The organism is Rhizobium leguminosarum, assembly GCF_010668065.1.
Classification (GTDB): Bacteria; Pseudomonadota; Alphaproteobacteria; order Rhizobiales; family Rhizobiaceae; genus Rhizobium; species Rhizobium leguminosarum_S.
Window position 1 is genome coordinate 118417 of record NZ_WUEN01000002.1, and the last position, 24900, is coordinate 143316.

Genomic DNA, 24900 nt, shown 5'->3' on the forward strand with positions numbered 1-24900 from the left:
GCGGAGCGTCAGGCGACGGCGGCTTCTGCGACGGGTTCCTCGTCGACGATGCGCAGCCAGCGGCTGCGCCGCGGCTCGGCATAATCGCGCAGCTCGACGGCAGCCATGATCCCCGCCCAGTGCGGATGATTGGCGCCGCGCAGCGTTGCCTGCTCGATCTGCTGGAGAACGCCGTATTCGACCGACGAGACCGGGATGACGCCGCCTTCGGCGACGCTTCTGAAGATGCGCATCGCATAGTCGATGTCCTGGCGGGTGATGCCCCGGCGATCGATGGCGCGCGACAGCTTGTAGCCACCGATATTGTCGGTGATCGCCAGGCGGAGCTGATCGAGGGCGAGCGCTCTCAACTCGACTGGAACATCGGCCGAAATCTCCATGACGTGGAGAATGAGTTCGAGCTCGAGCGCCGAGTTGACGACACCATCGGTCGTGAACATGCGCATGATCCAGGCGACGTTGATTTCATCCAGCGAGCCCTGCGGATAGGTGTAATGGACGATGAAACCGGCGAGCTGCTCCACGAAGAAAGCGTTCCAGTCGGCACATTTTTCAGGGCAGGAATTGTTGAGCGCCAACATCGCCACGACATCGTCGGATGTCCGGATACCCTCCGGAAAACTATGTTTGCGCAGCAGTACTATATCTTCGGCCGTCAGCCGATGCTTGCCGGCCACGACACAGGCCGGAAAAGCGAGACGAAATTCGCTCATGTTTTAACTCCAGGCTTCATCATGAAGCCGGAGACAGTTTTACCGTCTGCGAATTGACGATCCCTCAAGAAGAGGAGTTAACCCGATATTCCCCGGGTCAGGAAGATTTTAACGATTGCGCCTGCAGCCGCTCGCGCCAGATGATGAAGAGGCCTGACGCAACGATGATGAAGATGCCGATCCATTTGGAAAAGCTCGGGAAATCGTTGAAAAGCGCATAGCCGAGAACGGTCGCCGAGATGATCTCGAAGTACTGGAACGGCGCAAGCAGCGACAGCGGCGCGAGGCGGAAGGCCCGGACGATGAGCATATGCGCATATCCCGAGATCGAGCCGAGGGCGAGAAGCAGAACAAGGCCGAGGCTGGAGGAGGGCAGGGAGACGGTAAAATCGGCACTGCCGGAGCTGTTGCCGAGGAAAAGGGCGGCCGCCATGAACACCGTTCCGCCGATGCCGGCCATCGTCTGCATGGTCAGTGGCGAATCGGCCTCGCCGATGGCGCGATTGAGGAAGAGATAGAGCGAGAACAGAAAGGCGCAGGCGACCGGCAGCAGCGCCTTCAGGCCGAAAATCTCGTAGCTCGGCTGAATGACGATCATCGCGCCGCCGAAACCGACGACGATCGCCACCCAGCGCCGCCAGCCGACCTTCTCTCCGAGAAACAGCGCCGACAGAGCGGCCAGCATGAAGGGCTCGACGAAATAGATAGCGAAGACATCAGCAAGCGGCATGTATTTGACGGCGACGAAGAACAGCAAGCTCGCACCACCATGCAGCACGCCGCGCAGCAGGTTCATCCACGGCCGTTGGGCCGAAAGCGCCTTCAGCCCGAAAAGGGCGAAAAGAATCGGCAGGGTGCAGGCGATCTGGAAGAAGAATCGGTAGAAGGTCACCTGACCCGGCGACATCGCCTCGAAGGTCGCCATGTATTTGGCGATGGCATCCATGATCGGCAGGATGAGCATGGCGCCGGACATGATGGCCATGCCCTGCAGGGAATTTTGATGGGGCTCTGACATGGCTGCTGATTCTTGCGAGGATGACGCCATCAACCACGGGAAAGCCGGGCAATCAAGCCGAGCTATCGCAAATGGCTTCGAGGTGAAAACGAAATCGTCGCTTACAGAGCGTTTCCCTGAAGGGAAATGGTGCGGTCGAGAAGACTCGAACTTCCACGGGTTGCCCCACAGCGACCTCAACGCTGCGCGTCTACCAATTCCGCCACGACCGCATCGTGGTAGGTGCCGATTTGCGTCGGCGGGGCAGCATGTAGCAAAAGCATCTGGGGTGCACAAGGGCGATATGACAGTTTTTTTGAAAACCGCTCACAGCATTTGAATTGGCCCCGAAACGGGTCCATATAGCTGTGCTGCCGCCCCTATTTTACAGGCATTTCGGGGAGAGCGGCAAGGAATGGCCATGCTTCGAACCGATCTCGAATTCTCCATGCTTCCCCAACTCGGCACCCGGCCGGTACGCTGGCGCATCGCCGACGGCCTCGTTCCCTATGAGGAGGCGGTGGAGACGATGGAGCGCGAGGTGGCGATAATCGCCGATGGCGGTGATGAACTCGTCTGGCTCGTCGAACATCCGCCGCTCTATACCGCCGGCACCAGCGCCAATGCGAGGGATCTCGTCCAGCCGAACCGGTTTCCGGTCTTTGCGACGGGGCGCGGCGGGGAATACACCTATCATGGACCCGGTCAGCGCGTCGCTTATGTCATGCTCGATCTGAAGAGGCGGCGTCAGGACGTGCGCGCCTTCGTCGCCGCCCTCGAAGATGTCGTCATCCGCACGCTGGACATGATGAATGTGCGCGGCGAGCGACGTGAGGATCGCGTCGGCGTCTGGGTGCGCCGGCCGGAAAAGCCATTGCTGGCCGATGGGACAATGGCCGAGGACAAGATCGCCGCCCTCGGCATCAGGCTGCGGAAATGGGTGACCTTTCACGGACTGTCGCTCAACGTTGACCCCGATCTCGATCATTTCGGCGGCATCGTGCCCTGCGGGATCTCAGCCTATGGCGTGACCAGCCTCGTCGATCTTGGCTTGCCTGTGATGATGGCTGATGTCGATATCCGGCTGCGCACCGCCTTCGAGGCGGTTTTTGGGGAAACGACGCGCGAGATGGATTGAAAAAGAGAAGGGCCGTTTCCGGCCCTTTCTTTTGTCGGATCCCAGCATTTATCGGATCAATGCGTCGCGCGGCATGCTTCGGTGCGGGAGGCGCCGCTGTCTGCACCCTTGGTGTGGGAGCCCTTCGGGCCAATCATGCTGTGGCATGGGGGCAGGGAGTTGATGCTGGCCGTTGCGGTCTTGTCGACGACAGGAGTCGCCATGGCGCTTGGGGCGAAGCCGTCGCTGTCATTGGTGTAGTCGCTGGAATAGGCCGGGGCCTTGTGGCTGCTATAGTGGACCGGAGCCGGCTTCGACATCGGGCTTGGGGCGAAGCCGTCGCTGTCGTTGGTGTAGTCGCTGGAATAGGTCGGCTGGGCGAAGGCAGCGCCTGCAAGGCTGACGGCGAACAGGGACGCGGCAAGGGCAAATTTGATGCGCATGGGGTCTATCTCCTCAATCTGTTGTTGAATTCCACAACATTAAACTAACCCTCGGCACATACGAGTTCGCGCCCCAATTCAGGCAATTTTGTGATAATATGGCGGCGCAGCCGCGACCATTTGTCCAAATGAAATCACAGTGTTGTCAACGGAATTGACGTTCTCGTGACAGAAGCCGCCTAACAGAAATTGGCAATTGGTCTCGTGAATAAGACAGTTGTTGCTACAATCGTAAATTGTTAACTTTTGGTAATGTTGAGAATGATCATCAACGGAAGGCGGTAGCCCTCTCGTTGATGATCTGGGCTGTGCGCAATGCGTTAGTCCTCGTTCGGGATATGCGCATCGACACCGGTCAGCTGCAACTTGTTACGGACATGATGGACGCCGTCGACCGAAAGCGCGCCGAGTTCGACCTTGCGGGCGATGCCGATCGTCTCCACCGATCCTTCCAGGGTAACGACGTGACCGTCTGCATGAACCTCGACGCTGTCGATATCGACCTCGGGAATGTTTTCGAGATTGTCGTTCACCCGCGCTTCGAGATCGTCGCTTTCATTGCGGTCGATCGTATCGGCGCGCAGCGAATCTTTCAGGCGGTTCTCGTTGCCGTCTTCATCCGTGCCATCGATCCGGAAGCCCTTGTTTGGATCGCTGTCGAAATTGGCCGTGGTCTCGCCGTAAGGACGATTATCCGGACCGCCGGTGCCGGCGCCGCTGCCATCGGCATAGGGCCAGCCTTCGTCGAGATTGCGCTCTTCGAGGTCGCGATAATCTTCCTCCCGGGAAAGCCCAGGCTTCTCCCGGGAAAACTGGGTCTTGTCACCGATCCTTGCCATTGCACTCGCTCCTTGTTTCTTTGCTGGAAACGCCGGCAGCGGCGAATGGTTCGGTGCAGACGGCGATTTGTCAGCCGTGATTGTCAGCCCTGTGCCTTCTCCCATTTCTTCACCAGACGGTCGCGCTTCAGCCGCGAGAGGCGCTGCAGCCAGAAAATGCCGTCGAGCTGGTCGACTTCGTGCTGGATGCAGATGGCGAGGAAATCTTCGGCACCATCCTCGTGCACGGCGCCCTCGGCATCCTGATAGCGGAAGCGGATCGCCCGTGGGCGGGTGATCTCGTCTGTCGCGCCGGGCATCGAGACGCTACCTTCGGTATGGTTCATCGTCTCCTTCGAAAACCAGGTGATATGAGGATTGACGTAAAGGCGCACGCCGTCGGCCTTGTCGAGCTCCAGCACCGCGACACGGCTGAAGACGCCGATATGGGCGGCGGTGATGCCGACGCCGGGGGCTGCGCGCATCGTCGCCAGCAGGTCCTCGGCAAGCGCTGTGAGCGAGGAATCAAAGACCGTCACGGGCGCGCAGACAGTCTTCAGGCCCGGTTGCGGATAACGCAGAATCGGACGGATGGGCATGGGGCAGGCTTCCTCTGTTTGAACGGGTGAGGAAACTATCGCCGGCCGCGTGCATTGTCATCACGAAGCACGGTTTGCCGCTTTACGAAGCGGATGCTTTGGGCTAGCAGGGGCCAAGAATTCCGGTTGCGGGAGCCTCGCGCGGGATTTGCTTATCCGCTTGTTGATAATGTGTTTTCGGCCGACATTTGCGAATGCGGCGCGGCAGTCGTTGAAATTCGAACCAGATGCGAGGGCGGCAGATGACGACGACCGACGGGGAAGACCGTATTCGCAGGCGCCCCGATGACGAGGAAGCCGATATCTACGACGAGGACGGCAATGTCCGCGGCGATTTCCTGGCGCTCGTCGGTGCTGCGATCGCCGACCGCGACACGCTGTTCCTGCGCCAGAACGTTGCCCGCCTGCATGAATCCGAAATAGGCGACCTGCTGGAATCGATCCAGCCGGATCAGCGCCTGGCGCTGGTGCGCCTGCTCGGCGACGATTTCGACATGACGGCGCTGACCGAGGTCGACGAGGCGATCCGCCGCGAAATCGTCGACCAGATGCCGAACGCACAGATCGCCGCCGCGATCGGCGAGCTCGATTCGGACGATGCCGTCTACATTCTCGAAGACCTCGACAAGGAGGACCGGGAAGAGATCCTCGCCCAGCTGCCGTTTACCGAGCGGGTGCGGCTGCGTCGGGCGCTCGACTATCCCGAAAGCTCGGCCGGGCGCCGCATGCAGACGGAATTCGTCGCCGTGCCGCCGTTCTGGACGGTCGGCCAGACGATCGACTACATGCGCGACGAAGAGGATCTGCCCTATTCCTTCTCGCAGATCTTCGTCATCGATCCGACCTTCAAGCTGCTCGGCGCCGTCGATCTCGACCAGATTCTCCGCACCAAGCGGCAGACCAAGATCGAGCAGATCATGCGGGAGACGAACCATCCGATCCCCGCCGAAATGGACCAGGAAGAGGCGGCCCAGCTCTTCGAGCAGTACGACCTTCTCTCGGCCGCCGTCGTCGACGAAAACGGCCGGCTGGTCGGCGTGCTGACCATCGACGACGTCGTCGACGTCATCCACGAGGAGGCGGACGAGGACATCAAGCGCCTCGGCGGCGTCGGCGACGAAGAGCTGTCGGACAACGTGCTCTCGACGGTGCGTTCGCGCTTCCTGTGGCTTTTGATCAATCTCGGCACGGCGATGCTGTCGGCAAGCGTCATCGGGCTGTTCGACGGCTCGATCGAGAAGATGATCGCCCTTGCCGTGCTGATGCCGATCGTCGCCTCGATGGGCGGCAATGCCGGCACGCAGACGATGACGGTGACGGTGCGCGCGCTCGCCACCCGCGATCTCGACATCTACAATGCCGGTCGCATCATCCGCAGGGAGGCGGGCGTCGGCGTCCTCAACGGCATCGTCTTCGCCTCGATCATGGGCGTCATCGCCGGCACGTGGTTTCACGACTACCAGCTCGGCGGGGTGATTGCGGCGGCGATGGTCATCAACCTGATGGCGGCAGCCCTTGCCGGCATCCTGCTGCCGTTGCTGCTCGACAAGATGGGGGCCGATCCGGCGATCGCCTCTTCCGTCTTCGTCACGACGGTGACGGATTGTACCGGCTTCTTCGCCTTTCTTGGTATCGCCACATGGTGGTTCGGCATCTGAACCGCCCAAAAATTGACTATTACGTAAAAGTCAATATTATCGTCTGTCCGACGACGGGGAACACATGCCGGTGAACAAATATTATAGCATAACGGAACTGACGCGCGAATTCGGGGTCTCGACGCGCACGCTCCGCTTCTATGAGGACGAGGGACTGATCCATCCGGAACGGCGCGGGCGTACGCGTCTGTTCCGGCAAGCCGACCGGCGGCTGATCGGGGAAATCCTGCGTGGCCGGCGCATCGGCTTCACCATCGCGGAGATCCGCGAGATCATCCAGGTCTACAAGGAGCCGCCGGGCGAACTCGGCCAGTTGAAGCTCCTGATGAAGCGCGTCGACGAGAAGCGCGACGACCTGCGTCAGAAGCGCAAGGATATCGACGACACGCTGGCGGAACTTGACGCTATCGAAGAGACCTGCCTCGGCCGCCTCGCCGAAATCGGCGTCACTACCTGATCACGCGCCGTATTGTCGGCGAATTCATTCAGCCTCGGCGCTGCATTCGGCAGCGATTGTCTGGACCCGCTCGTCGTTCTGTATATCGATCGCGCCCTCCTGCAGCGGCGTGAACAGGGCTTGCGCCTGCAGTTTCCCCAGCGTGCACTGGCAGAAGCTGTGGCAGAGCGCTTCGCCTTGCTGCATGACGCAAGAGGCGTTGCATTGCCTTAGGTAAGTTGCGACCGGATCCGGGGCTTGCGGCGGGACGACGAGCGAAATCCCATAGGCGATGGCGATCAATACCGGCTGATGGATCAGATAGAAGGCAAGGCTGTGGCGGCCGAGCCTTGCCGGCCACCAGGAGCCGGTGCCGACGGCGGCAAGCCGGTGCAGCAGCCTGGTTCTGATAGCGATCGAAGCGATACTCAATCCAGCGAAGAAGGGCGTTGCCCAGGGAAACAGCGGCACATAGTCGTTGGACCGTTCCGGCGCCACGGCAAGGCCGATCCAGGCGAGATAGCGCGGATCGAAGAAGGATGAGCGAAGCAGGCCGGGCGGCCCGAAATTATCGGTGATCCAGGCGGCAAAGAGCGCTAGCGTGGCGATGAGCGTGAAGGCGAGCGGCAATCTCAAAAAAACGACGCCGATGAGCGTGAGCACCGCGATGCAGTGCAGGATGCCGAAATAGATCCACTCGTTCGGCATCGCGATGCGCGTGGCGATCGAGATCACCGCGGCCGCCGCGGCGATCATGCCGAAGCGCTTCCAGAAGGAAGGCCAGCGAATCTCGGGCGTGCTTGAGAGCACCAGGCTGATGCCGACGATAAAGAGAAAGGTCGTGGCGATCGCCCGGGCATAGATCTTCAGCCAACCGGTCTCGGCCGTGCCTGGCGCGAGATAGCCCATGAACTCCATGTCCCAGCTGAAATGGTAGCTCGCCATGGCGATCAGCGCGACGCCGCGCGCCGTATCCAATAGACCGATGCGCGGCGGTTTTGCCGCCGCATCGGCTTCCCTTGCCGGCAATGTCATCAAAGTCCCTCGGACAAATCATTTCCGTCGCTCGACGGCCCATCGCGGCGAATAGCAGAAAGGTGGAGATTTGATGGCGGGCCGGTATCCATGATCGCCAGTCGCGCTTGCGAGAAAAATTGCCGGCGTGTCAGCACGAAGATGACGATCGCCGTCGTCAGCATGAAGACATAGGGGTTGATGAACCAGCCGAGATAGCCGATCGACAGGAAGATCGCCCTGAGGCCCTCGTTGAAATTGCTGCCGGCAATGACGTTCATGCGGATGACGCGTTCGGCGGCCCGCTCGGCGGCGATGACGTCGCGCTCGGTGTCGCGCATCATCGGGATCGAGCCGAAGAGGATGGTGCAGTAGTTGAACAGCCGGTAGGACCAGCCGAATTTGAAGAAGGCATAGCCGAAAAGCGCTGCCAGCCCGCCGACCTTCATCTCGAAGACGGCATGGCCGCCATGGAAGACGAAGGGCAAGTCGGCGAAGACGGCGTCGACCTTCTCCGTCGCGCCGAGCAAAGCAAAGCAGCTGCCGATCGCGAAGATCGAGGTCGAGGCAAAGAAGGCGGTGCCGTTCTGCAGGCCGGCCATGATCTGCGTGTCGATCATCTTCAGGTCGCGGCGCAGCGAATTGTAAATCCACTCCCGGCGCCGTTCGGTCATCGCATGGGTCAGGCTGGTGCGCCCGAAGAAGGTACGGCCGTGCAGCAGCCAGGAATAGCCCATCCAGACAAAGGCAAAGAAAGCCAGAGCGATATAATCCGCCGTCGTCATCAGTGATTCGGTCTCCGCATGAACGCGGCCACTATGCCGCAAGTCGGATTATGCCGCATGGCCGAGTTCGGCGGCTTTACGCGGGCTTTTGGCCATGCGGCAGTTCGGCATAATCGAGCCGTCGGCAAACGACAAGGCTTGGTGGATAGGCGACCGGCATCTTCTGGAACGAACGACAGCAATGCGGTCATCCGTCAGCTTGCGGATTCGGCGCGGCAACCCAAAGAAGAAGAAAAAGGACGGCGCTACACCTCCAGCGCCTCAATCATCCCCACCCGCGTCGCATGCCGGCCGCCCTCGAAACGAGCGGTCAGGAACGCATCCACGATATCAAGCGCTAGCCCTTCGCCGACCACGCGCATGCCAATCGAAAGCATGTTGGCATCGTTGTGCTGGCGGATCATGCGGGCCGAGAATGTGTCGACGCAGACGCCGCAACGGATGCCCCTTACCTTGTTCGCAGCCATCATGATGCCCTGGCCGGTGCCACATAGAATGATGCCAAACCGGCAATCGCCGGAGGCGACGAGACGCGCCGCCGCTTCGCCGTGCTTGGGATAGTGTGTGCTCTCCGGCGTTGTCGGTCCGATATCGACCGCTATCCAGCCTTGCGCCGCGATATGACCGGCAATGGCCTGCCGGAGCTGAATGGCGGCGTGGTCGCTGGAGAGGGCGATGCGGTTGGTGGCTGTCATGGAGAAGTGGTCCCAGTTTCCAAAGCAATTTGCCGTCCTGACGATGCACGTTGGCGCCACAGCAGTCTAGAGGCGCACGAGCAGGGTGCCGCGTTAACCGCTTATAAAGTCGTGATGGCCAATTCTTCAGGACTGAACCTGAACTCCGAATTCAAAAGTGACCCATGAGTCGGCCGGATTACATCCCGAGTCTTGATGGCCTGCGCGGTGTCGCTGCGCTTCTGGTCGTTGGAGCCCATATTGGCCTTATCTTTCCGATCACAGCTCCGCATCTCGTGACGATGGGCGACGAAGCTGTCGGTTTGTTTTTTGCTCTCAGCGGCTTCCTGATGGCGCATCTTTACGGCTCACGGCCGGTCACGAAAGAAAACGTGCTGGATTTTCTTGTGAGCCGCTTTGCCCGCATCTATCCGGTTTACCTGGTGGCCGTCGTTCTCGTAGCGATGCTGTCGAGCATGCAAAATCTGGATTTTGTTCAGCCGATCGTTAGCGGCACGGATTTTGTGCGCCATGTCTTTCTTCTCGGCTCTAGTGGTGTTTTCTGGTCGATACCACCCGAGATTCAGTTCTATCTGCTCTTTCCTGTCCTGTGGCTTTGCCTGGCCCAGCCGCACCGCTATAGCGGCGTGATTGTGGGCCTCACCGTGGCCGTCGTCGTGGATGGCCTGGTTGAATTGCCAGGCCCGGGAATAGTGCTCGTCTCCAAGCTTCCTTACTTTCTTTTCGGGGCACTTGCCGGAATCATGCATTCCTACTGGAACAGCTGGGTTCCATCTGTCCTCACAGGTATTTCAACGCTTTTCCTTCTGGTGGTGTTTTTCACCTACCGGCATATCTTGCCCGGCTTTTCCCCGGAATTTTGGAGCCTGCAAAGTGCGGTGGCTGCAGCCGTCATTGTCGGGCTCGTCGCTCGACAGCCGCCCATCGCAACCCGTGTCCTGGCAGCTGCACCAGTACGGTTTTTCGGAAAGATCAGCTTTTCACTTTACCTTTTCCATGTCCCCATCATGTTCCTGGCGCGTCTGACCTTTGATGCCTTCATGCCCGAACCGGCGCTCATCCTGGTGACGCTTTGCGTTGCGGTCGTCGGGGCATGGTTCATCCACGAGACGATAGAGGTTCCAGGCCGTCGGCTGCTGGTCCTGATATGGCAGGATAATCGCTGGCGTCTGGTTTCGCGCGAAACTCCGGCCGACCAAATGGACCGCGCAATTCTCGGCCTGCAGGAGATCGAAAAGCGCATGCTGAGCGGCGCAACACCAGCCATGGCCGATCAACGACAAATCTCGACGACGCCCGAACCCCGGGATGGAGCCGACGGCACGGTCATTCAAGACGAACGCGACGAGAAGCTTCGCGCATAGCTCAGCTAAGTTCTTGGGCGAGTCCGATGAGAAGCCCTCCAGGCCCGCGGATGTAGCAGAGCCGATAGGTGTCTTGATAGTTCACGACTTCGCCAACCAGCTGCGCGCCGCGCTTGCGGAGCCTCTCAAGCGTCTCGTCGATGTCATCAAGTGCGAACATGACGCGGAGGTAGCCTAGAGCGTTCACCGGGGCATTGCGGTGATCCGCGACAGCAGGCGGCCTGAGGAAGCGGGAGAGCTCGAGCCGGCTATGGCCATCAGGCGTGCGCATCATGGCAATCTCGACGTGCTGATCGCCCAGTCCAGTGACACGTCCAGCCCATTCTCCTTCGATCATGGCCCGCCCTTCGAGCTCGAGGCCGAGGTCGCGAAAGAAATCAATCGTCTCTTCGAGGTCATCGACGACGATTCCCACGTTGTCCATCCGTTTGAGCGCCATGTGTCCAATCTCCCAATCTACAAGGTGTCGTCTAGCATCGACGTCAGCAGGACATTGGGAGCTGGTGCAGACTGTCAAGATAAGGCCACCGGTTCTTCCTCCGCATAGGCTTCATTGATTGCAGCAATGAGTGGCAAGCCGGACCACTTGGTTTAGCGCATGATCCCGAAAATCGGATTCGATTTTCGGGGAGGATTATGCGCACACTCAAAGTGCCTGCGCGTCCTATTGGACACGCGGCGCTCCAGTGTGCAGCCGGAATGTCGCACCGGCTCCATGCGATGTCGGTGTGCTGCACGGATTCGAAACCGACCTCGCTTAAGCTTGCATCCTCGTATTCAGAAAGCGCACCCATGTTTCTCTCGGTATTCGATGTCTTCAAGATCGGTGTCGGGCCGTCGAGTTCACACACGATGGGTCCGATGTCGGCGGCCAACCGGTTTCTCGAGCTGATCCTCTCGAACGAATGGCCGCGCCCGTCATCGGGCGCCCAGGTCACAGCCATCAAGGTCAGCCTGCACGGCTCGCTCGCCCATACCGGGATCGGCCACGGCACGGGCAGGGCTGTTATTCTCGGGCTGATGGGCGAAGCGCCCGACAGCGTCGATCCCGACAGAATGGACGGCATCGTCGACACCGTGGAGCGCACCGGCCGCATCACGCCGGACGGCCATCCCGGCTATCAGTTCCAGCCGAAAACCGACCTGATCTTCGACAAGAAACAGCCGCTGCCCGGCCATGCCAACGGCATGGTCTTTTCCGCCTATGACAGGGACGGCCGGCTTCTCGTCAAGCGCATCTATTATTCGGTCGGCGGCGGCTTCGTCGTTACCGACACCGAGCTCGAGCAGATGCGGGCGAAGAAGAACGCGCCCGGCGGCACGCGTGTGCCCTATCCCTTCTCCACCGCCAAGCAGATGCTCGAGATGGCGGAGCGCTCGGGGTTGTCGATCGCCCAGATGAAGCGGGCGAACGAGGAGAGCCAGCGCAGCCCCGAGGAACTCGACCAGGGGCTTGACCGCATCTGGGAGGCGATGCGCTCCTGCATCGAACGCGGCCTCAAGGTCGAGGGCATCATGCCGGGAGGCCTCAACGTCAAGCGCCGCGCGCGCAGGATTCACGACAAGCTGGAAGAGGAATGGCGCAGCAACCGCATCAACCCGCTGCTCGCCAACGACTGGCTGAGCGTCTATGCGATGGCCGTCAACGAGGAGAATGCGGCCGGCGGGCGCGTCGTCACGGCGCCGACCAATGGTGCCGCCGGCGTCATTCCGGCGACAATCCGCTATTACGAGCATTTCCACGAGGACTGGGACCAGAACGGCATCCGCGACTATCTGCTGACGGCAGCCGCCATCGGCGGCATCATCAAGCACAATGCCTCGATCTCGGGCGCCGAGGTCGGCTGTCAGGGGGAGGTGGGGTCGGCGGCGGCGATGGCTGCCGCGGGCCTTGCCGCGGTCATGGGCGGGACGCCGGAGCAGATCGAGAACGCCGCCGAAATCGCGCTCGAACATCATCTCGGCATGACCTGCGATCCGATCGCGGGCCTCGTGCAGGTTCCCTGCATCGAGCGCAACGCGCTCGGCGCGGTCAAGGCCGTCACGGCGGCCTCGCTCGCCATCAAGGGCGACGGCCAGCATTTCGTGCCGCTCGATGCCTGTATCGAGACGATGCGCCAGACCGGCCACGACATGAGCGAGAAATACAAGGAAACCTCGACCGGCGGCCTTGCCGTCAACGTCGTCGAATGCTGAGTTTGTGGACATCAGGTGCTTGACGCTTGACGCTCGCTGCCAAAAGGATTTCAACGGCAGCATGGCATTGCATCTCATCAAACTCTGTGTTGGGGCCGACTCGATAGACGATCTGCGCGAATGGGTGGCGGAACGCTCGTTGCGCGCCATCGCCGCCGGGCTCGAGCCGCATTCGGTGCATACGACGCGCATGGCGCCGAAACGCATGGATGAGCTGCTTGACGGCGGCTCGCTCTACTGGGTGATCAAGGGGCAGGTCCAGGCGAGGCAGAAGCTGCTCGACATCGAGACCTTCACCGACGGCGAGGGGATTTCGCGCTGCCGCCTGATGCTCGGCCCTGAGGTCATCGAGACGTCCGTGCAGCCGAAGCGTCCGTTCCAGGGCTGGCGTTATTACACTGAGGACGATGTGCCGCGCGACCTGACAAGCCTTGGCGCCGGCATTGCCGAAATGCCCGCGGATCTTCGCCGCGAGCTTACGGACCTTGGTCTGCTCTAATCCCCGAAAATCGAAGCCGATTTCCGGAAAGTTTCATGCGTGGATTGAACGTCCTCCGCGGGGCCTTTCGGGCGCGCGGTCCTGTTCAGCGCAGGCGCAGCTGCACCGGCGCGCTGCCATCCGGCGAGGTCACATGCAGATGGATGCGGGCTTCGGGCTGGGAATAGCGCCATGCGCGCGCACCATGGCACAGCAGCAGATTGATGAGATCCCGGGTCTTCGGAGACTTCGCCTTCGGCCGCTGCAGGCCGATCTCGGCGAGGCGCAAAGCCGCCTCGTGCAGCGGATGGAGGGATGAGCGCCCTTTAGCCGCCATGCGGCGGTCTGAAGGCATTCCCGGAACATTCTCATTGATCGCCATTGTTTTCCCCGTACGCAATACTGATCGAGTTCAAGAACGGTGGCCGGAAACGCAAACACCGATTCCGGCCGTCACCGATGCCGCCGGCCATCTTGCAGGCAGCATCGAATATCTCATTGGGCAGCTGCCCAGCATTTGATGCCGGCCTTCTTCAAGGCCTTGCAGGCGTTGACGGCATCGCGCTGATCGTCGAAGCCACCGAAGCGGGCGCGGTAAAGCTGGTCACCACCAGCGGCATAGGCGACCGCGAAGGGCTTTGCCGAGGCCAGAGCCTTGCCGCCCTTGCTCCTGGCGCTTTCCAGAAGATCCATGGCCATCTGCCGGCTCGGCGAGACGCCGACCTGCACCACCCAGCCGGTCGGACCGTTGCTGGTTGAAGCAGCACGAGTCGGGGAGGGAGTGGTCGACGCGGTGGTGACATTATCAACCGACGTATCGCCCTGTTCCGTCGGCATAGACGCGGGCGTCGGCTTTGGCGCTGTGACCGCTGCCTGCTGCTTGAAGGTCATGGTCTTGACCTTGGTCGGCGCCGGCATCGGCTGTGCTACCAGCGGATTGTCGGATTTCGGCGCAGCGGTCTCGGCATAGGCGACCTCGGTCTCGGCGACCTGATAGCGCGCATCCGGCAGCGGGCCTTTGTGCGGCAGGCTGAGATCGGCAGCGGCGGCCGAAACCGGCGGCTGCGCTGCGGCGATGGTCTTCGCCGTTTGCTGAGCCTTCTTGGGCGCGACCGGAGCCGGCGTCACGATCATCGCCGGGGCAGGGGCTGCCTGGGCGATCAGCGCCGACGATCCGCCACGGCTCGATGCCTTCGGCAGATAGGTGGCGATCAGATTGCGCATCTGGGCATCGCGGGCAGGCGTCGAGGCGCCACCCATCACGACGCCGACGATCGTTTTGCCATCGACCTGCACCGAGCTTACCAGATTGAAACCGGCAGCGCGGGTGTAACCGGTCTTGATGCCGTCGACGCCGCGCACTGAACCGACGAGGCGGTTGTGGCTGCGGATCGTGCGACTGCCGAACTTGAAGGCACGGGTAGAGAAATAGCCGTAATATTGCGGGAAATGCTGGCGAAGGGCGATACCGAGGCGAGCCTGGTCGCGCGCTGTCGTCATCTGCGCCGTATTCGGCAGACCGTTGGCATTGCGATAGGTGGTGCGCGTCATGCCGAGCGCATGCGCCTTGGCGGTCATCAACTGGGCGAAGCGATCCTCGCTACCGCCGCCGAGCATTTCGCCGAGCGCCGTTGCGGCATCATTGGCCGACAGGGTGACGAGACCGAGAATGCCCTGTTCGACGGTGATCGTACCGCCGGCGCGCACGCCGAGCTTGGTCGGCGCCTGGGCCGACGCATGGGCGGAGAAGGGAACCGGCGTATCGAGGCGGATGCGACCCTGCTCCAATGCCTCGAAGGTCATGTAGAGGGTCATCATCTTGGTCAGGGAGGCGGGGTATTGCAGCCGGTCGGCGTTCTCACTGTAGAGAACGTTGCCGGTCTTGGCGTCGACGACGATGCCTGCATATTTCGGATTTGCCGCTTCCGCGTCGGCATTCACCGAATCGACCATGACGATCGTGACGGCCACCGAAAGGATCGCCAGCAGTCTTGCGAAAAAATTGCCGGATCGGGACGATGATACGGAGGAGACTGACCTTGACACTATTCCACTCTTCGCTTGCATTTCAGATATTTGGCACTTCAGATTTTGGCAGGAACCGCACACCTCCCGCCGCACAGCTCGTCTTTTAAAATTACCGGTTGGGCGTTACCAATCCGTTTATGATGAATCGTTTATTTCGCTGTCCGGTGAGCATTTTAGGGACTTGTCGCAGAACGGTTCACAAGACGCGCGTCTACAAAGGTGCGGATAGCGGCATCAATATGTTCCCAGTCGTCGAGATGGCTGCTTGAGAAGCGGTAGAGAACGCTGAGATCCCTGCCGACTTTGATATCGCGCTGACAATCTCCGCCCGCCGCCTTATCCGGGGCTGACGGCAAGATGCAGCGCACGACGTAATCCGGCCCGCCCTTGACGGGCGCCGTCAGCAGCACCTCGTCGCCGTAACCCGCATCGGCGCGAAGACGGTGCAGCGTCAGCCCGTCGCGGAAGGGCTTCGCAGGTCCTTCGAGCAGATGCGAATAGATCGGTTCCAGCCGCCCGGACATGTCGCGCGACATGGTGCTCTGAGTGATCTGCAGGAAGATCAGCCCGGAGGATTGAGCGATATCGTCGAATCGAAGGTGATTTTCCTTGCCGTAACCCTGCATTTCCGGCCAGGCGAGGTAGAGATCGACGCGCTCGGCGGCGCCCTCATGCCTTTCACTCGGGAAACGGATGGTATTCTCGGGGAATTTTACGGTGTCGCGGCCGATGGCCAGCTGGATTTCAACCGTGCTGTCGGTATTGCCGGCGAGCGAGATATGCCGGCCAAACCAACGGCCGCCGATGCTGATGGCAACAGTCAGGACTGCCAGGACCGAGATCACCGCCATCGTGCGGAGGAGAAACCCCATGGAAAGAAGCGGCTGCTCGTCGGGTGCGCTGTGCGCTGCATGGCTCATGGCGGTTCTTCGCGTTTCGGTCCGCCGCAGGAAGAACATGAGCCGCCGGTGCCGATAATGATTCTCGTCACCATGATCGGACCGGCAGGGTTAACAATTCACTAAGATGCTGAAGCCTGTCGCGCAAAACTATCCAGCGGTTTTGCGATAGCGACAAGCGTAAAAACAAAGGCTTAAAGCACAGGGAAGCGCATCTTAAGATCGCGATGCGCTTTCGTGAGGCCGTCTTGAAAAGGGGCGAGCCGTTCCCGGGACAGCGGGAACGGCTCTTGGGCACCGGTCGGGGACGGGATGCGGGGACTGACCGGGCCGCAGGCAGCAACCGGCAACGGCCGGCAGGCTGTTCTTACTTGACGCTACCGACCGCGACAGCGCGGCCGTCCTGAAGCTTCGACCAGCGGGCCGGATCGTCGGCGGACTGGCGCTTCAGATAGGTGTATTCGGTGTCCGACCACAGCAGCACCTTGTTGCGCATGTTGTCGAGGATGAAGTCGCCATGATCGGTACGAACAGTCAGCACGGCATGGCCTTCGCCATTCGGCTGCAGCACGACGGTGATCAGCGTGTCGGACGGCGAGAAACCGTCGTCGATCAGCATCTTGCGCTTCAGCAGGGCGTAATCCTCGCAGTCGCCGACGGTGCGCGGATAGGCCCAGCGCTCCTCGACCCCGTAGATCTGCTCATCCGTCATCGGCTGGATCGTCGAATTGACAGTGTAATTGACCTTGAGAATTTCCTTCCAGCGATCCTCAGTGAGGATGGCCGGTCCGGCATCGCCGCCGACTTCGACACATTCCGTCGGATTCGCCTTGCAGAATTCGTAGTGTCCGATCGGCGGGCTGGCATTGCCTGCCAGGGCCATGCTGGCGGGCATCGCCTGTCCCGAACCCGCCATTGCCATCATGATGGCACCGGCCAGAAGGCCGCCTTTCAGGATGTTCGCAGTTGTCATTGCCGTCTCCCCGTAAGTTGAGGCGACAATGGCACAGACGTTTTTATCTCACGCAAAATTACGTAATAGAATTAAAGGCTTAGTTGATTCAAATGCCGAGAAAACTCGACTAAAAACAGATTCGAATGCGCATAAAATTTGACGCGGATTTGTCTTGAAATCGATTAAAATTGTAATCGACGCAACAAGGCTTTCGCCCGCGAAAACGCTGCGTTGCCGTCCTGATGTTAAGGATTTTCGTTGAGCCGGGTAAATCTCAGCAGTGTGCTGGCGATCTGCGGCAGCGCGTAGCCGGCCGACGATGCCGCCGGAAACGACCGATTCGGCCGGCTCAAAAGCGGCATAACGCTCAGATCGCCGGTCCGGGCGGGAAAATTATTTTTGAGGAAAATCGCGAAATCGATCGGTGGCAGCCACAATCGCCGCGCTCATATCGGGATTTGCGGTGGAATGGGCAGCATGCGGAAGGATGGTGAGCTCGCTTTGCGGCCAGGCGCGGGCCAGTTCCCAGGCGGTGACGAGCGGCGCCTCGATGTCGAGCCTTCCCTGCAGCAGGATACCGGGAATGCCGATGAGCCGAGCGGCGTTCCTCAAGAGTTGGCCGTCCTCCAGCCAGGCGCCATTGCTGAAGTAATGGGTGATGATGCGGGCGCGCGTGAGCATATAGGCCGGATCGGCCCAGCGGCGTGGCAGGCCTTGGGGATCGGCAAGCAGAATCGAGGCCGCCTCCCAATCATGCCAGTCACGCGCCGCCTTGAAGCGCGTTTCCGGATCCGGATCGTTGAGAAGACGATGATAGGCGGCGGCGATGTCCTCGTCTCGTCCCTGGCTGTCTGCGGGAATCACCTGGCGGAAACGGTGCCATTCCTCCGGAAAGAGTGGCGCCATGCCGCGACAGAGCCAGTCGATTTCCGAACGCCGGGTGGTGGTCACGCCTGACAGGACGATCGCCGCGACACGCTCCGGATGGGTTTCGGCATAGGCCAGCGCCAGTGTCGAACCCCAGGAATTGCCGAAAAGGAGCCAGCTGTCGATGCTGAGATATGCCCGCAACCGCTCGATATCGGCAACGAGATGCCAGGTGGTATTGCCGGAGAGATCGGTTTCAGGGTCGGCAGCACTTGGCAGGCTGCGGCCGCAATTGCGCTGATCGAACAAAATGATTCGGTAGGCATCGGGATCGAAGTAGCGCCGTGCCGCAGTTGAACAGCCGGAACCAGGGCCGCCATGCAACACCAGTGCTGGCCGGCCCGCCGGATTGCCGCAGGCTTCCCAATAGATCAGATTGCCGTCGCCCATATCGAGCAGGCCGTGATCATAGGGTTCGATTTCGGGATAAAGAGCTGACATGGACGCACTTGAGATCGAGGCGGGCCTTATCCGTCATATCCGTGACGAATGGATGACGGGCGAGGGCAGGGCATTCCCGGACGCAAGATCACTGCAGATTTTGCGCAACCTGATTGGGTATCGATCGGTGTCGCAGCTTGTTCCACTCATAAAATTATCTACCGCCTGGGTGGAACGACTTGCGACAGGATTTCGCGCTTGCTTTCCAAAGCCAGATTCGTTGCTGCTTGCAAAGCTCCTGCCGTGAAGTGCCGGCTTTTCAACACGACCTGACCGGGCGCGCACCGGACCTGGCAATCGCATTCGATGGAAGCCCGTCGAGAATTGCATCCCGCCGCGGAACCGCCGGCAAGGCAGCGCCAATTTCCGCAGTTGTTAAAGGAATTCCCGCAGCGTCTCGCGGGACTGGATCGACAGGAATTCGATTGCCACACCTTCGACGAAGTGGCGCACGACGCGACCGCGCATGTTGCCGAGGCGCACGGCCGTTCCGATCGAAGGGCGCATCTCGACGTCGACGGCAGCGCCCGACAGCGAAAGGTCCATGATGCGGCAGGAATAACGCGTGCCGTCCTCGAGCGTCAGCTCGGTCTTCGTGTCGCGGGGCGTCAGACGATCATGGCGACGATCCTCGGGCAGGCCGAGTTCGTGCTTGTTGGCAAGCCAGGTGAGCTGGGCTGCGAGCTTCTCGCGCTTCCGGTCGGTGGCGTTGATCGACATGGTGAAGCCGCGGCCGTCGATCGTCTGGACATAACCTTCGACGCGGCCGAGATGGTCGATATAGGCGACGACGCGTTCGTTGGCGCGCGGCCGGCCGAGGCAGGTGACGTACATATCGCCAGGCGACATGTCGATCACCATGCATTCGAATTCCTCGTAGTTCGCAAGCATCAGCCGGCCCTGCATATTGATGGGCACGCGCTGAAAAACGCCCTGTTCAGGGCGCGGCGCAGGTCGTTGCGTCTGAGCTGGCTGGAACGAGTGCATCAAAGGGCTTCTTCATGAAAATCGCAGAGACCGATCTTTACCCACAATCCATTAACAGAAGGTTGTTTTGCTCGGTCCGCATATAGCGGAAAACGAGTATGCCGGATGTGCCGAAATGGGACCGTCAGCGCGCCTCCGCACTCAGCAGCTGCGAGACCATGCGGCGCATGAGCTGGCCGAAATGGATGCTTTTGCCAGCGACGATCCTGTTGATGGGGCGCGGTTCGGCCGGTGCTGCCTTGTCGAATTTTCCGGGCAGCAGGCGGCTGCGGTCGAGCGCCAGGAATTCGAGCGGTACGATCTCCAGCCAGCTCGCGGCCGCTGCCGGCGCGATGGCGCCGAGCAGCCGGTCGCAGGCGCCGTCCGGCGAACGCAGCGGCATCATGATAATCTCGAAGGAGGCCTGATGACCGACAGTGCTGTAGCCGGTGGCGTTGAACAGGGCCGGCATGGCATGGTCCATGACGCCCATCGCCGTGCGTTCGATGTCGGCGAGCTGACCATTTGCCCAGAGAGACGAAAAACGTTCGCCGCGCAGGTCACGTCCGAAGAGATCACAGATGCGGGTGCCGGCGAGCCGGAAACCGATGTCTCCGCCCTCGCGCCTCTCAAGAATGAACAGACTCTGGAGCAGGTGGGGGACGGCGGAGGGTTCGACCTGTGATTTCAGCGGCGCATCGGCAGCGCCGCGGATACGGTTCCAGTAGTCAAAAATCTCGATGGTCGTTTGCACACGCATTTCACACCAACCTGTCCCATTCCGGAGCATTTTCGGGCAGTCATTGCCCTTACAGGCTCTACCTTGCGGATTTCATGCCAGATCGCGGCGGTTAAGGTTAAGAGATGGTTTCGGTTGAGATGCCGTGTCCGTCGTGACACTGTCCTGCCATCGCTTCGACTTTCGAAGTTCAGCACAACCTGCCCGGGCCGAGGTCTTTTCCTGGAGCTCCCGGTACGCCGTCCGGCACTTCGGACGGCTTTTTTTTTGACAGTCGCTCCTGTATGGCTGTGGCCTCAACGAGGCAAAACACAGATGAATGAGCAGACGGCCGAGCCGCATAAGGCGTCCGAACCTCCCGAGGTCCAGCCGCCGGCACGGCCACCGCGCGAACCGGTCTTCAACCTTCCGCCGGCGCTGTTCTTCAGCCTTTGCCTGCTTGGTGTCATCTATGCGGTGCAGGAGCTCCTGCTGTCCGACGATGCGCTGAACTGGCTGTTCTTCACCTTCGGCTTCGTTCCCGCCCGCTATGTGATTCCGCTGTCGCAGCAGGGGCTGGAGCTGTTCTGGACGCCTGTCACCTATTCGCTGCTGCACGGCAGCCTCCAGCATATCGTCTTCAACGCTTTCTGGCTGATGGCCTTCGGCGCGCCGGTCGTGCGCCGCATCGGGACGCTGCGTTTCGTGCTCTTCTGGGTTTTTTCCGCCGTCGCGTCCGCCATACTGCACGCGGCACTGAACTGGGGAGACGTGTCGCTGCTGATCGGCGCGTCGGGCGTCATCTCCGGGCTGATGGGGGCCGCCTGCCGATTCGCCTTTCCGGCCGAACGGCGGCCGATGCTGCCTGCGCATCTCAATCCCCGGCTTTCCATTTTCGAGGCGCTGAAGAGCCGCACCGTCATCATCTTCATGCTGCTCTGGCTGGTCGGCAATGCGCTGATCGCCGTCGGCATCCCGCTCGTCGGCGACAGCGACCAGGCGATTGCCTGGGACGCGCATATCGGCGGCTTCGTCTTCGGCTTCCTGCTGTTTTCGCTGTTCGACCGGGCGCCGCGCCCGCCGGTGATGGAACCTGACGGAACCGAGAAGGATGTGTTGCAATCCTGAGCCGGGCAGTGCACGATCGACCTATATCCGTGCCGGGGGGAGAAACCGCCGCGGATGCCTGTGACAAGTGTTTCACGGACATAGGAGGTTCGAATGACCAGTTCAGTCAAAGCAATCCTCGACCTGAAGGGCAGGGACGTCGTCACCGCCGGGCCGAATGCCACCGTTGCCGAGGCGGCCGCCATCCTCAGCAAAAAGAAGATCGGCGCCATCGTCGTCGTCGGCATGGAGAACCGGATTTCGGGCATGTTCACCGAGCGCGATCTCGTGCATGCGATCGCCAAACACGGCAAGGAAGGCCTCGACCAACCGCTGGCCCAGGTCATGACCGCAAAGGTCTATCGCTGCCATGAGGAGACGACCGTCAACGAGCTGATGGAGCTGATGACCAGCCGCCGTTTCCGTCACGTACCGGTGGAAAGCAACGGCAAGCTTGCCGGCATCATTTCAATCGGCGACGTGGTGAAATCGCGTATCGCCGAGGTTGAGCGTGAGGCCGAGGAAATCAAGGCCTATATCGCCGGCTGAGGTTTTCGCCTGCCTCGCTTGACTAATGTCGTCGTCCCAAACCGCCACGCGCTTTTGGACGACGTGCATCAGGGGTTGCTTGCGTAGACTTCCTGCATGCGCTTGATCTCGGGGAGCCGGGCTCTGGCTTCCTCGTAGCCGCGTTCGATCGCCTCGCCAGCCCGGTGGAATTCGGAAAGGCCGATATAGCTGAGGCGCGGCTGCAGCGAAATGTCGGGCGGATCGCCGGCAAGGCGGGCGCGGGCGATCCTGTCCTGGATGATGTTGAAGGCCTGCACCATGACGCCGGTCATGCCGAGGCGCGCATAGGGCGCTTCTTCCTGTTTCTGCACTTCCTGGGCCGACAGACTGGCATTGTGGCGGACGACGGCCGAGCGACCGTAGAGATCGTAGTTGAGATTGACGGCAACGACGAGCGGCTGCTCATAGGCGCGGCAGACGGAGACGGGGACGGGATTGACCAGCGCGCCGTCGACCAGCGTGCGGTGATTGCTGCGCACCGGCTCGAAAATGCCGGGCAGGGCATAGGAGGCGCGCAGCGCCGTGATCAGCGAACCATTGGCGATCCAGACCTCATGACCGGTATTGACCTCGGCCGCGACCGCGACGAACGGCCGGTCGAGATCCTCGACGTTCAAGCCTTCGAGATGTTCCTGCATGCGCTTGGTCAGCCGCATACCGCCGAACAGGCCGCTGCCGCCGATGGTGAGATCGAGGAGACTTGCGATGCGGCGCATCGTCAGCGAGCGCGCGAAACTTTCGAGTTCATCGAGCTTGCCGGCGAGATAGCAGCCGCCGACCAGCGCACCGATCGAGGTGCCGGCAATCATGCCGATCTCGACCTTTGCCTCGTCGAGGGCGCGCAGCACGCCGATATGGGCCCAGCCGCGGGCAGCGCCGCCGCCGAGTGCCAGCGCGATCTTGATTTTCTTTTGAGGCGCAGGAGGCGGAAGCATATCGAGCGTGGTCGACATGCCGGAATCGGAACCCTCGCCTTCAGAGCTTTGACGATGCAGACTCCAGCTCAGCATGGCGCTCTCCCCTCCCAGCAGAACACTTGATTTCCGATAGTGTGCCCGTTCAGTTTCCAAATGGTATAGAGAAGCGGTTTCTGGCGCAATAAGGAGCAAATGCCAGGAAAATTAGGCTATTTTCCGTAAACATCCTGCGGATCGAAATGACGCTCGTCGTCAACGATATCAAGCATCGGCTTTCCGTCTCGAAGCGTGATCGCCCGGTAGAAGCAGGAGCGGCGGCCGGTGTGACAGGTGGCGTCGTGGCCGGCGACCTCGACCTTCAGCCAGATGGCGTCCTGATCGCAATCGGTGCGGATTTCCTTCACCGTCTGGAGATTGCCCGAGGTCTCGCCCTTCTTCCAGAGCTTGCCGCGCGAACGGCTGAAATAGTGCGCCGTGCCGGTCTGGATGGTCAGCGCCAGCGCCTGAGCATTCATATGCGCCACCATCAGCAACTCGCCGTCGCCGGCGTCGGTGACGATCGCGGTGATCAGGCCACGGTCGTCGAAGCACGGCGTGAAATCGCCGGCGTCTTCCAACGCCGACTTGTCCTCGGATGGTTGATTGAAGATCAGTTGACTCATCGCGGCCCTCCTGAGGGAGCCGGTATCAGCGGCTCCGCACCATGGTCATGAAACGGGCCTGATCGGCCGGCTCAGTCTTGAACGTTCCCGTAAACGTCGTCGTCAACGTGGTCGAGCCCTGCTTCTGAACGCCGCGCATCGCCATGCACATATGTTCGGCCTCGATCAACACGGCGACGCCGCGCGGATTAAGCGTATCGTCGATGGCCCGGGCGATCTGCGCGGTCATCGTTTCCTGCGTCTGCAGGCGGCGGCCATAGATCTCGACGACACGGGCAATCTTCGACAGGCCGAGCACACGGCCATCAGGCATGTAGGCAACGTGGGCCTTGCCGATGATCGGAACCATGTGGTGTTCGCAATGCGAGTAGAACGGAATATCCTTGACGAGGACCATGTCGTCGTAACCGGCGACCTCTTCGAAGGTGCGGCCGAGCACGTCTTCCGCCGCCATGTCGTAACCGGAAAAAAGCTCGCGGTACGATTTGACGACGCGGGCCGGCGTTTCGAGCAGGCCTTCGCGCGTCGGGTCGTCACCGGCCCAGCGTAGCAGAACGCGAACGGCTTCCTCCGCCTCCTGCTGGGAGGGGCGATCCGAATCTCGGTTCGTCTGCGGAAAATTCTTTACGATGGCGTCCATGAACAATGGTCTCCTGGCCCGCACCGCGGACCCATCTGTCGGAATCGCCACTGGTCAATCCCATGCGGGAATTCATGCACCTTTGGCGGGCTCCGGGGCTTTCAGGGCAATTTCAACGCCCGTCCGGCACGGTTTCCCAATCAAACTTACACCAGGCCATTGCATTTTCATGGCCTTCGAACGACATACATATAGGAAGACGGCCATCGTATGTAAGTATCCTCACACGACACGGTGTGTTTTTTGTTTTGACGACAATAACGCCCTCAGCGAGGCCGATCCGCAGCGATTTTGGAGCGGAAATCCAGCATGGACGATATCTACAACAGCAAAATCCTCGAATTCGCTGGCAATATTCCGCTGACCGGCACGCTTGATGATGCCGATGCGAGCGCCCAGGCCCATTCGAAGCTCTGCGGCTCGAAGGTGCGGATCTGGCTGAAGATGGATGGCGACACCGTGACCGGTTTCGCTCATGACGTGAAGGCCTGCGCGCTCGGCCAGGCCTCGTCCTCGATTATGGCCCGCCATGTCGTCGGTGCCACATCGGACGAATTGCGCCAGGCCCGCCAGGACATGCTCGCCATGTTGAAGGCGGACGGGGCGGGGCCCCATGGACGATTCGAAGACATGCGCTATCTGCTGCCGGTGCGGGACTACAAGGCCCGCCACGCCTCGACGATGCTGACCTTCGATGCCGTTGTCGATGCGATCGGGCAGATCGAGGCGAAACGAGCGGAAGTTGTCGAGGCGTAAC

Annotated in this window: 29 protein-coding genes and 1 tRNA gene; 10 read left to right on the top strand and 20 right to left on the bottom strand. The window is 60.9% G+C overall.

Annotated features, from left to right (window positions below; all coding sequences use genetic code 11):
• Positions 1 to 8: 8 nt before the first annotated feature.
• From GR198_RS05115 to GR198_RS05125, 3 genes are all read right to left on the bottom strand, one after another.
• Positions 9 to 713 carry a hypothetical protein gene (locus GR198_RS05115; protein ID WP_011652111.1) on the bottom strand — a complete coding sequence of 235 codons (705 nt, stop codon included), beginning with the start codon at positions 711 to 713 and terminating at the stop codon, positions 9 to 11.
• 97 nt (positions 714 to 810) lie between these two features.
• The gene (locus tag GR198_RS05120) at positions 811 to 1761 is read right to left on the bottom strand and encodes a DMT family transporter (protein WP_204337026.1); all 951 of its coding nucleotides are present in this window, start codon (positions 1759 to 1761) and stop codon (positions 811 to 813) included.
• Between the two features lie 97 nt (positions 1762 to 1858).
• A tRNA-Leu gene (locus GR198_RS05125) sits at positions 1859 to 1943 on the bottom strand.
• A 182-nt stretch (positions 1944 to 2125) separates the two neighbouring features.
• On the opposite strand from GR198_RS05125, the gene lipB reads away from it, so the two are divergent.
• On the top strand, positions 2126 to 2848 hold the full coding sequence (lipB, locus tag GR198_RS05130) for a lipoyl(octanoyl) transferase LipB (protein ID WP_164067709.1): 723 nt from the start codon (positions 2126 to 2128) through the stop codon (positions 2846 to 2848).
• A gap of 56 nt (positions 2849 to 2904) precedes the next feature.
• Here the strand turns inward: lipB and GR198_RS05135 are convergent, their stop codons facing one another.
• The 3 genes from GR198_RS05135 to GR198_RS05145 form a co-directional block, all read right to left on the bottom strand.
• The gene (locus GR198_RS05135; protein ID WP_029874192.1) at positions 2905 to 3270 is read right to left on the bottom strand and encodes a hypothetical protein; all 366 of its coding nucleotides are present in this window, start codon (positions 3268 to 3270) and stop codon (positions 2905 to 2907) included.
• A gap of 320 nt (positions 3271 to 3590) precedes the next feature.
• Positions 3591 to 4109, bottom strand: coding sequence for a BON domain-containing protein (locus GR198_RS05140; RefSeq protein ID WP_164067711.1), 519 nt, complete (start codon positions 4107 to 4109; stop codon positions 3591 to 3593).
• 83 nt (positions 4110 to 4192) lie between these two features.
• On the bottom strand, positions 4193 to 4687 hold the full coding sequence (locus tag GR198_RS05145) for a peptide deformylase (RefSeq protein WP_164067713.1): 495 nt from the start codon (positions 4685 to 4687) through the stop codon (positions 4193 to 4195).
• 242 nt (positions 4688 to 4929) lie between these two features.
• Between GR198_RS05145 and mgtE the strand changes: the two genes are divergently transcribed.
• Together mgtE and GR198_RS05155 are read left to right on the top strand one after the other, a co-directional pair.
• On the top strand, positions 4930 to 6345 hold the full coding sequence (gene mgtE, locus GR198_RS05150; protein WP_164067715.1) for a magnesium transporter: 1416 nt from the start codon (positions 4930 to 4932) through the stop codon (positions 6343 to 6345).
• A gap of 64 nt (positions 6346 to 6409) precedes the next feature.
• A complete protein-coding gene (locus GR198_RS05155; protein ID WP_011652104.1) occupies positions 6410 to 6802 on the top strand; it encodes a MerR family transcriptional regulator in 393 nt (130 codons plus the stop codon).
• A 24-nt stretch (positions 6803 to 6826) separates the two neighbouring features.
• On the opposite strand, the gene GR198_RS05160 is transcribed toward GR198_RS05155, so the two are convergent.
• The 3 genes from GR198_RS05160 to rpiB form a co-directional block, all read right to left on the bottom strand.
• On the bottom strand, positions 6827 to 7816 hold the full coding sequence (locus GR198_RS05160) for a heparan-alpha-glucosaminide N-acetyltransferase (protein WP_164024990.1): 990 nt from the start codon (positions 7814 to 7816) through the stop codon (positions 6827 to 6829).
• Complete coding sequence (locus tag GR198_RS05165) at positions 7816 to 8580, bottom strand: DUF599 domain-containing protein (protein WP_164024989.1); 765 nt, start codon at positions 8578 to 8580, stop codon at positions 7816 to 7818. Before GR198_RS05165 ends, GR198_RS05160 begins: the two co-directional genes overlap by 1 nt.
• Before the next feature lie 245 nt (positions 8581 to 8825).
• Positions 8826 to 9275 carry a ribose 5-phosphate isomerase B gene (gene rpiB, locus GR198_RS05170; protein WP_029874187.1) on the bottom strand — a complete coding sequence of 150 codons (450 nt, stop codon included), beginning with the start codon at positions 9273 to 9275 and terminating at the stop codon, positions 8826 to 8828.
• 164 nt (positions 9276 to 9439) lie between these two features.
• On the opposite strand from rpiB, the gene GR198_RS05175 reads away from it, so the two are divergent.
• The gene (locus GR198_RS05175) at positions 9440 to 10639 is read left to right on the top strand and encodes an acyltransferase family protein (protein ID WP_029874186.1); all 1200 of its coding nucleotides are present in this window, start codon (positions 9440 to 9442) and stop codon (positions 10637 to 10639) included.
• A gap of 1 nt (position 10640) precedes the next feature.
• On the opposite strand, the gene GR198_RS05180 is transcribed toward GR198_RS05175, so the two are convergent.
• Entirely contained in the window at positions 10641 to 11078 is a 438-nt protein-coding gene (locus GR198_RS05180) for a VOC family protein (RefSeq protein ID WP_029874185.1), read from the bottom strand.
• Between the two features lie 353 nt (positions 11079 to 11431).
• Here GR198_RS05180 and GR198_RS05185 point away from each other — a divergent pair, with 353 nt between their 5' ends.
• Entirely contained in the window at positions 11432 to 12835 is a 1404-nt protein-coding gene (locus GR198_RS05185) for an L-serine ammonia-lyase (RefSeq protein WP_025394667.1), read from the top strand.
• A 61-nt stretch (positions 12836 to 12896) separates the two neighbouring features.
• The gene (locus GR198_RS05190) at positions 12897 to 13334 is read left to right on the top strand and encodes a DUF1489 family protein (protein WP_025394666.1); all 438 of its coding nucleotides are present in this window, start codon (positions 12897 to 12899) and stop codon (positions 13332 to 13334) included.
• Positions 13335 to 13419: 85 nt separating this feature from the next.
• Here GR198_RS05190 and GR198_RS05195 read toward each other — a convergent pair whose 3' ends face one another.
• The 5 genes from GR198_RS05195 to pip form a co-directional block, all read right to left on the bottom strand.
• Positions 13420 to 13695, bottom strand: coding sequence for a hypothetical protein (locus GR198_RS05195; protein WP_003539905.1), 276 nt, complete (start codon positions 13693 to 13695; stop codon positions 13420 to 13422).
• 113 nt (positions 13696 to 13808) lie between these two features.
• Positions 13809 to 15380 carry a D-alanyl-D-alanine carboxypeptidase gene (locus GR198_RS05200; protein ID WP_029874184.1) on the bottom strand — a complete coding sequence of 524 codons (1572 nt, stop codon included), beginning with the start codon at positions 15378 to 15380 and terminating at the stop codon, positions 13809 to 13811.
• Between the two features lie 134 nt (positions 15381 to 15514).
• Positions 15515 to 16300 (bottom strand): hypothetical protein, encoded by a 786-nt coding sequence (locus GR198_RS05205; RefSeq protein WP_029874183.1) that lies wholly within the window; start codon positions 16298 to 16300, stop codon positions 15515 to 15517.
• Positions 16301 to 16607: 307 nt separating this feature from the next.
• Positions 16608 to 17213, bottom strand: coding sequence for a transglutaminase-like cysteine peptidase (locus GR198_RS05210; RefSeq protein WP_011652094.1), 606 nt, complete (start codon positions 17211 to 17213; stop codon positions 16608 to 16610).
• Positions 17214 to 17588: 375 nt separating this feature from the next.
• Positions 17589 to 18563 (bottom strand): prolyl aminopeptidase, encoded by a 975-nt coding sequence (pip, locus tag GR198_RS05215; RefSeq protein WP_029874182.1) that lies wholly within the window; start codon positions 18561 to 18563, stop codon positions 17589 to 17591.
• Between pip and GR198_RS05220 the strand changes: the two genes are divergently transcribed.
• Positions 18562 to 18810 (top strand): hypothetical protein, encoded by a 249-nt coding sequence (locus tag GR198_RS05220; RefSeq protein ID WP_029874181.1) that lies wholly within the window; start codon positions 18562 to 18564, stop codon positions 18808 to 18810. The genes pip and GR198_RS05220 overlap by 2 nt on opposite strands.
• A gap of 128 nt (positions 18811 to 18938) precedes the next feature.
• On the opposite strand, the gene GR198_RS05225 is transcribed toward GR198_RS05220, so the two are convergent.
• Both GR198_RS05225 and GR198_RS05230 read right to left on the bottom strand, forming a co-directional pair.
• Complete coding sequence (locus GR198_RS05225; RefSeq protein ID WP_003539887.1) at positions 18939 to 19550, bottom strand: PilZ domain-containing protein; 612 nt, start codon at positions 19548 to 19550, stop codon at positions 18939 to 18941.
• Between the two features lie 124 nt (positions 19551 to 19674).
• Positions 19675 to 20319: a PAS domain-containing protein gene (locus tag GR198_RS05230; protein WP_080658232.1), complete on the bottom strand. Its 645-nt coding sequence runs from the start codon at positions 20317 to 20319 to the stop codon at positions 19675 to 19677.
• Between the two features lie 264 nt (positions 20320 to 20583).
• On the opposite strand from GR198_RS05230, the gene GR198_RS05235 reads away from it, so the two are divergent.
• Both GR198_RS05235 and GR198_RS05240 read left to right on the top strand, forming a co-directional pair.
• A complete protein-coding gene (locus GR198_RS05235; RefSeq protein WP_029874179.1) occupies positions 20584 to 21375 on the top strand; it encodes a rhomboid family intramembrane serine protease in 792 nt (263 codons plus the stop codon).
• Between the two features lie 93 nt (positions 21376 to 21468).
• A complete protein-coding gene (locus GR198_RS05240) occupies positions 21469 to 21903 on the top strand; it encodes a CBS domain-containing protein (RefSeq protein WP_025394659.1) in 435 nt (144 codons plus the stop codon).
• A 68-nt stretch (positions 21904 to 21971) separates the two neighbouring features.
• Here GR198_RS05240 and GR198_RS05245 read toward each other — a convergent pair whose 3' ends face one another.
• The 3 genes from GR198_RS05245 to folE form a co-directional block, all read right to left on the bottom strand.
• A complete protein-coding gene (locus GR198_RS05245; RefSeq protein ID WP_029874178.1) occupies positions 21972 to 22934 on the bottom strand; it encodes a patatin-like phospholipase family protein in 963 nt (320 codons plus the stop codon).
• A 116-nt stretch (positions 22935 to 23050) separates the two neighbouring features.
• Positions 23051 to 23503, bottom strand: a complete 453-nt coding sequence (gene hisI / locus GR198_RS05250; RefSeq protein ID WP_164067717.1) for a phosphoribosyl-AMP cyclohydrolase — start codon at positions 23501 to 23503, stop codon at positions 23051 to 23053.
• Positions 23504 to 23528: 25 nt separating this feature from the next.
• Positions 23529 to 24143 carry a GTP cyclohydrolase I FolE gene (gene folE, locus GR198_RS05255; RefSeq protein ID WP_017960561.1) on the bottom strand — a complete coding sequence of 205 codons (615 nt, stop codon included), beginning with the start codon at positions 24141 to 24143 and terminating at the stop codon, positions 23529 to 23531.
• 309 nt (positions 24144 to 24452) lie between these two features.
• Between folE and GR198_RS05260 the strand changes: the two genes are divergently transcribed.
• Complete coding sequence (locus tag GR198_RS05260) at positions 24453 to 24899, top strand: iron-sulfur cluster assembly scaffold protein (RefSeq protein WP_017960560.1); 447 nt, start codon at positions 24453 to 24455, stop codon at positions 24897 to 24899.
• The last annotated feature ends 1 nt before the right edge of the window (position 24900 follow it).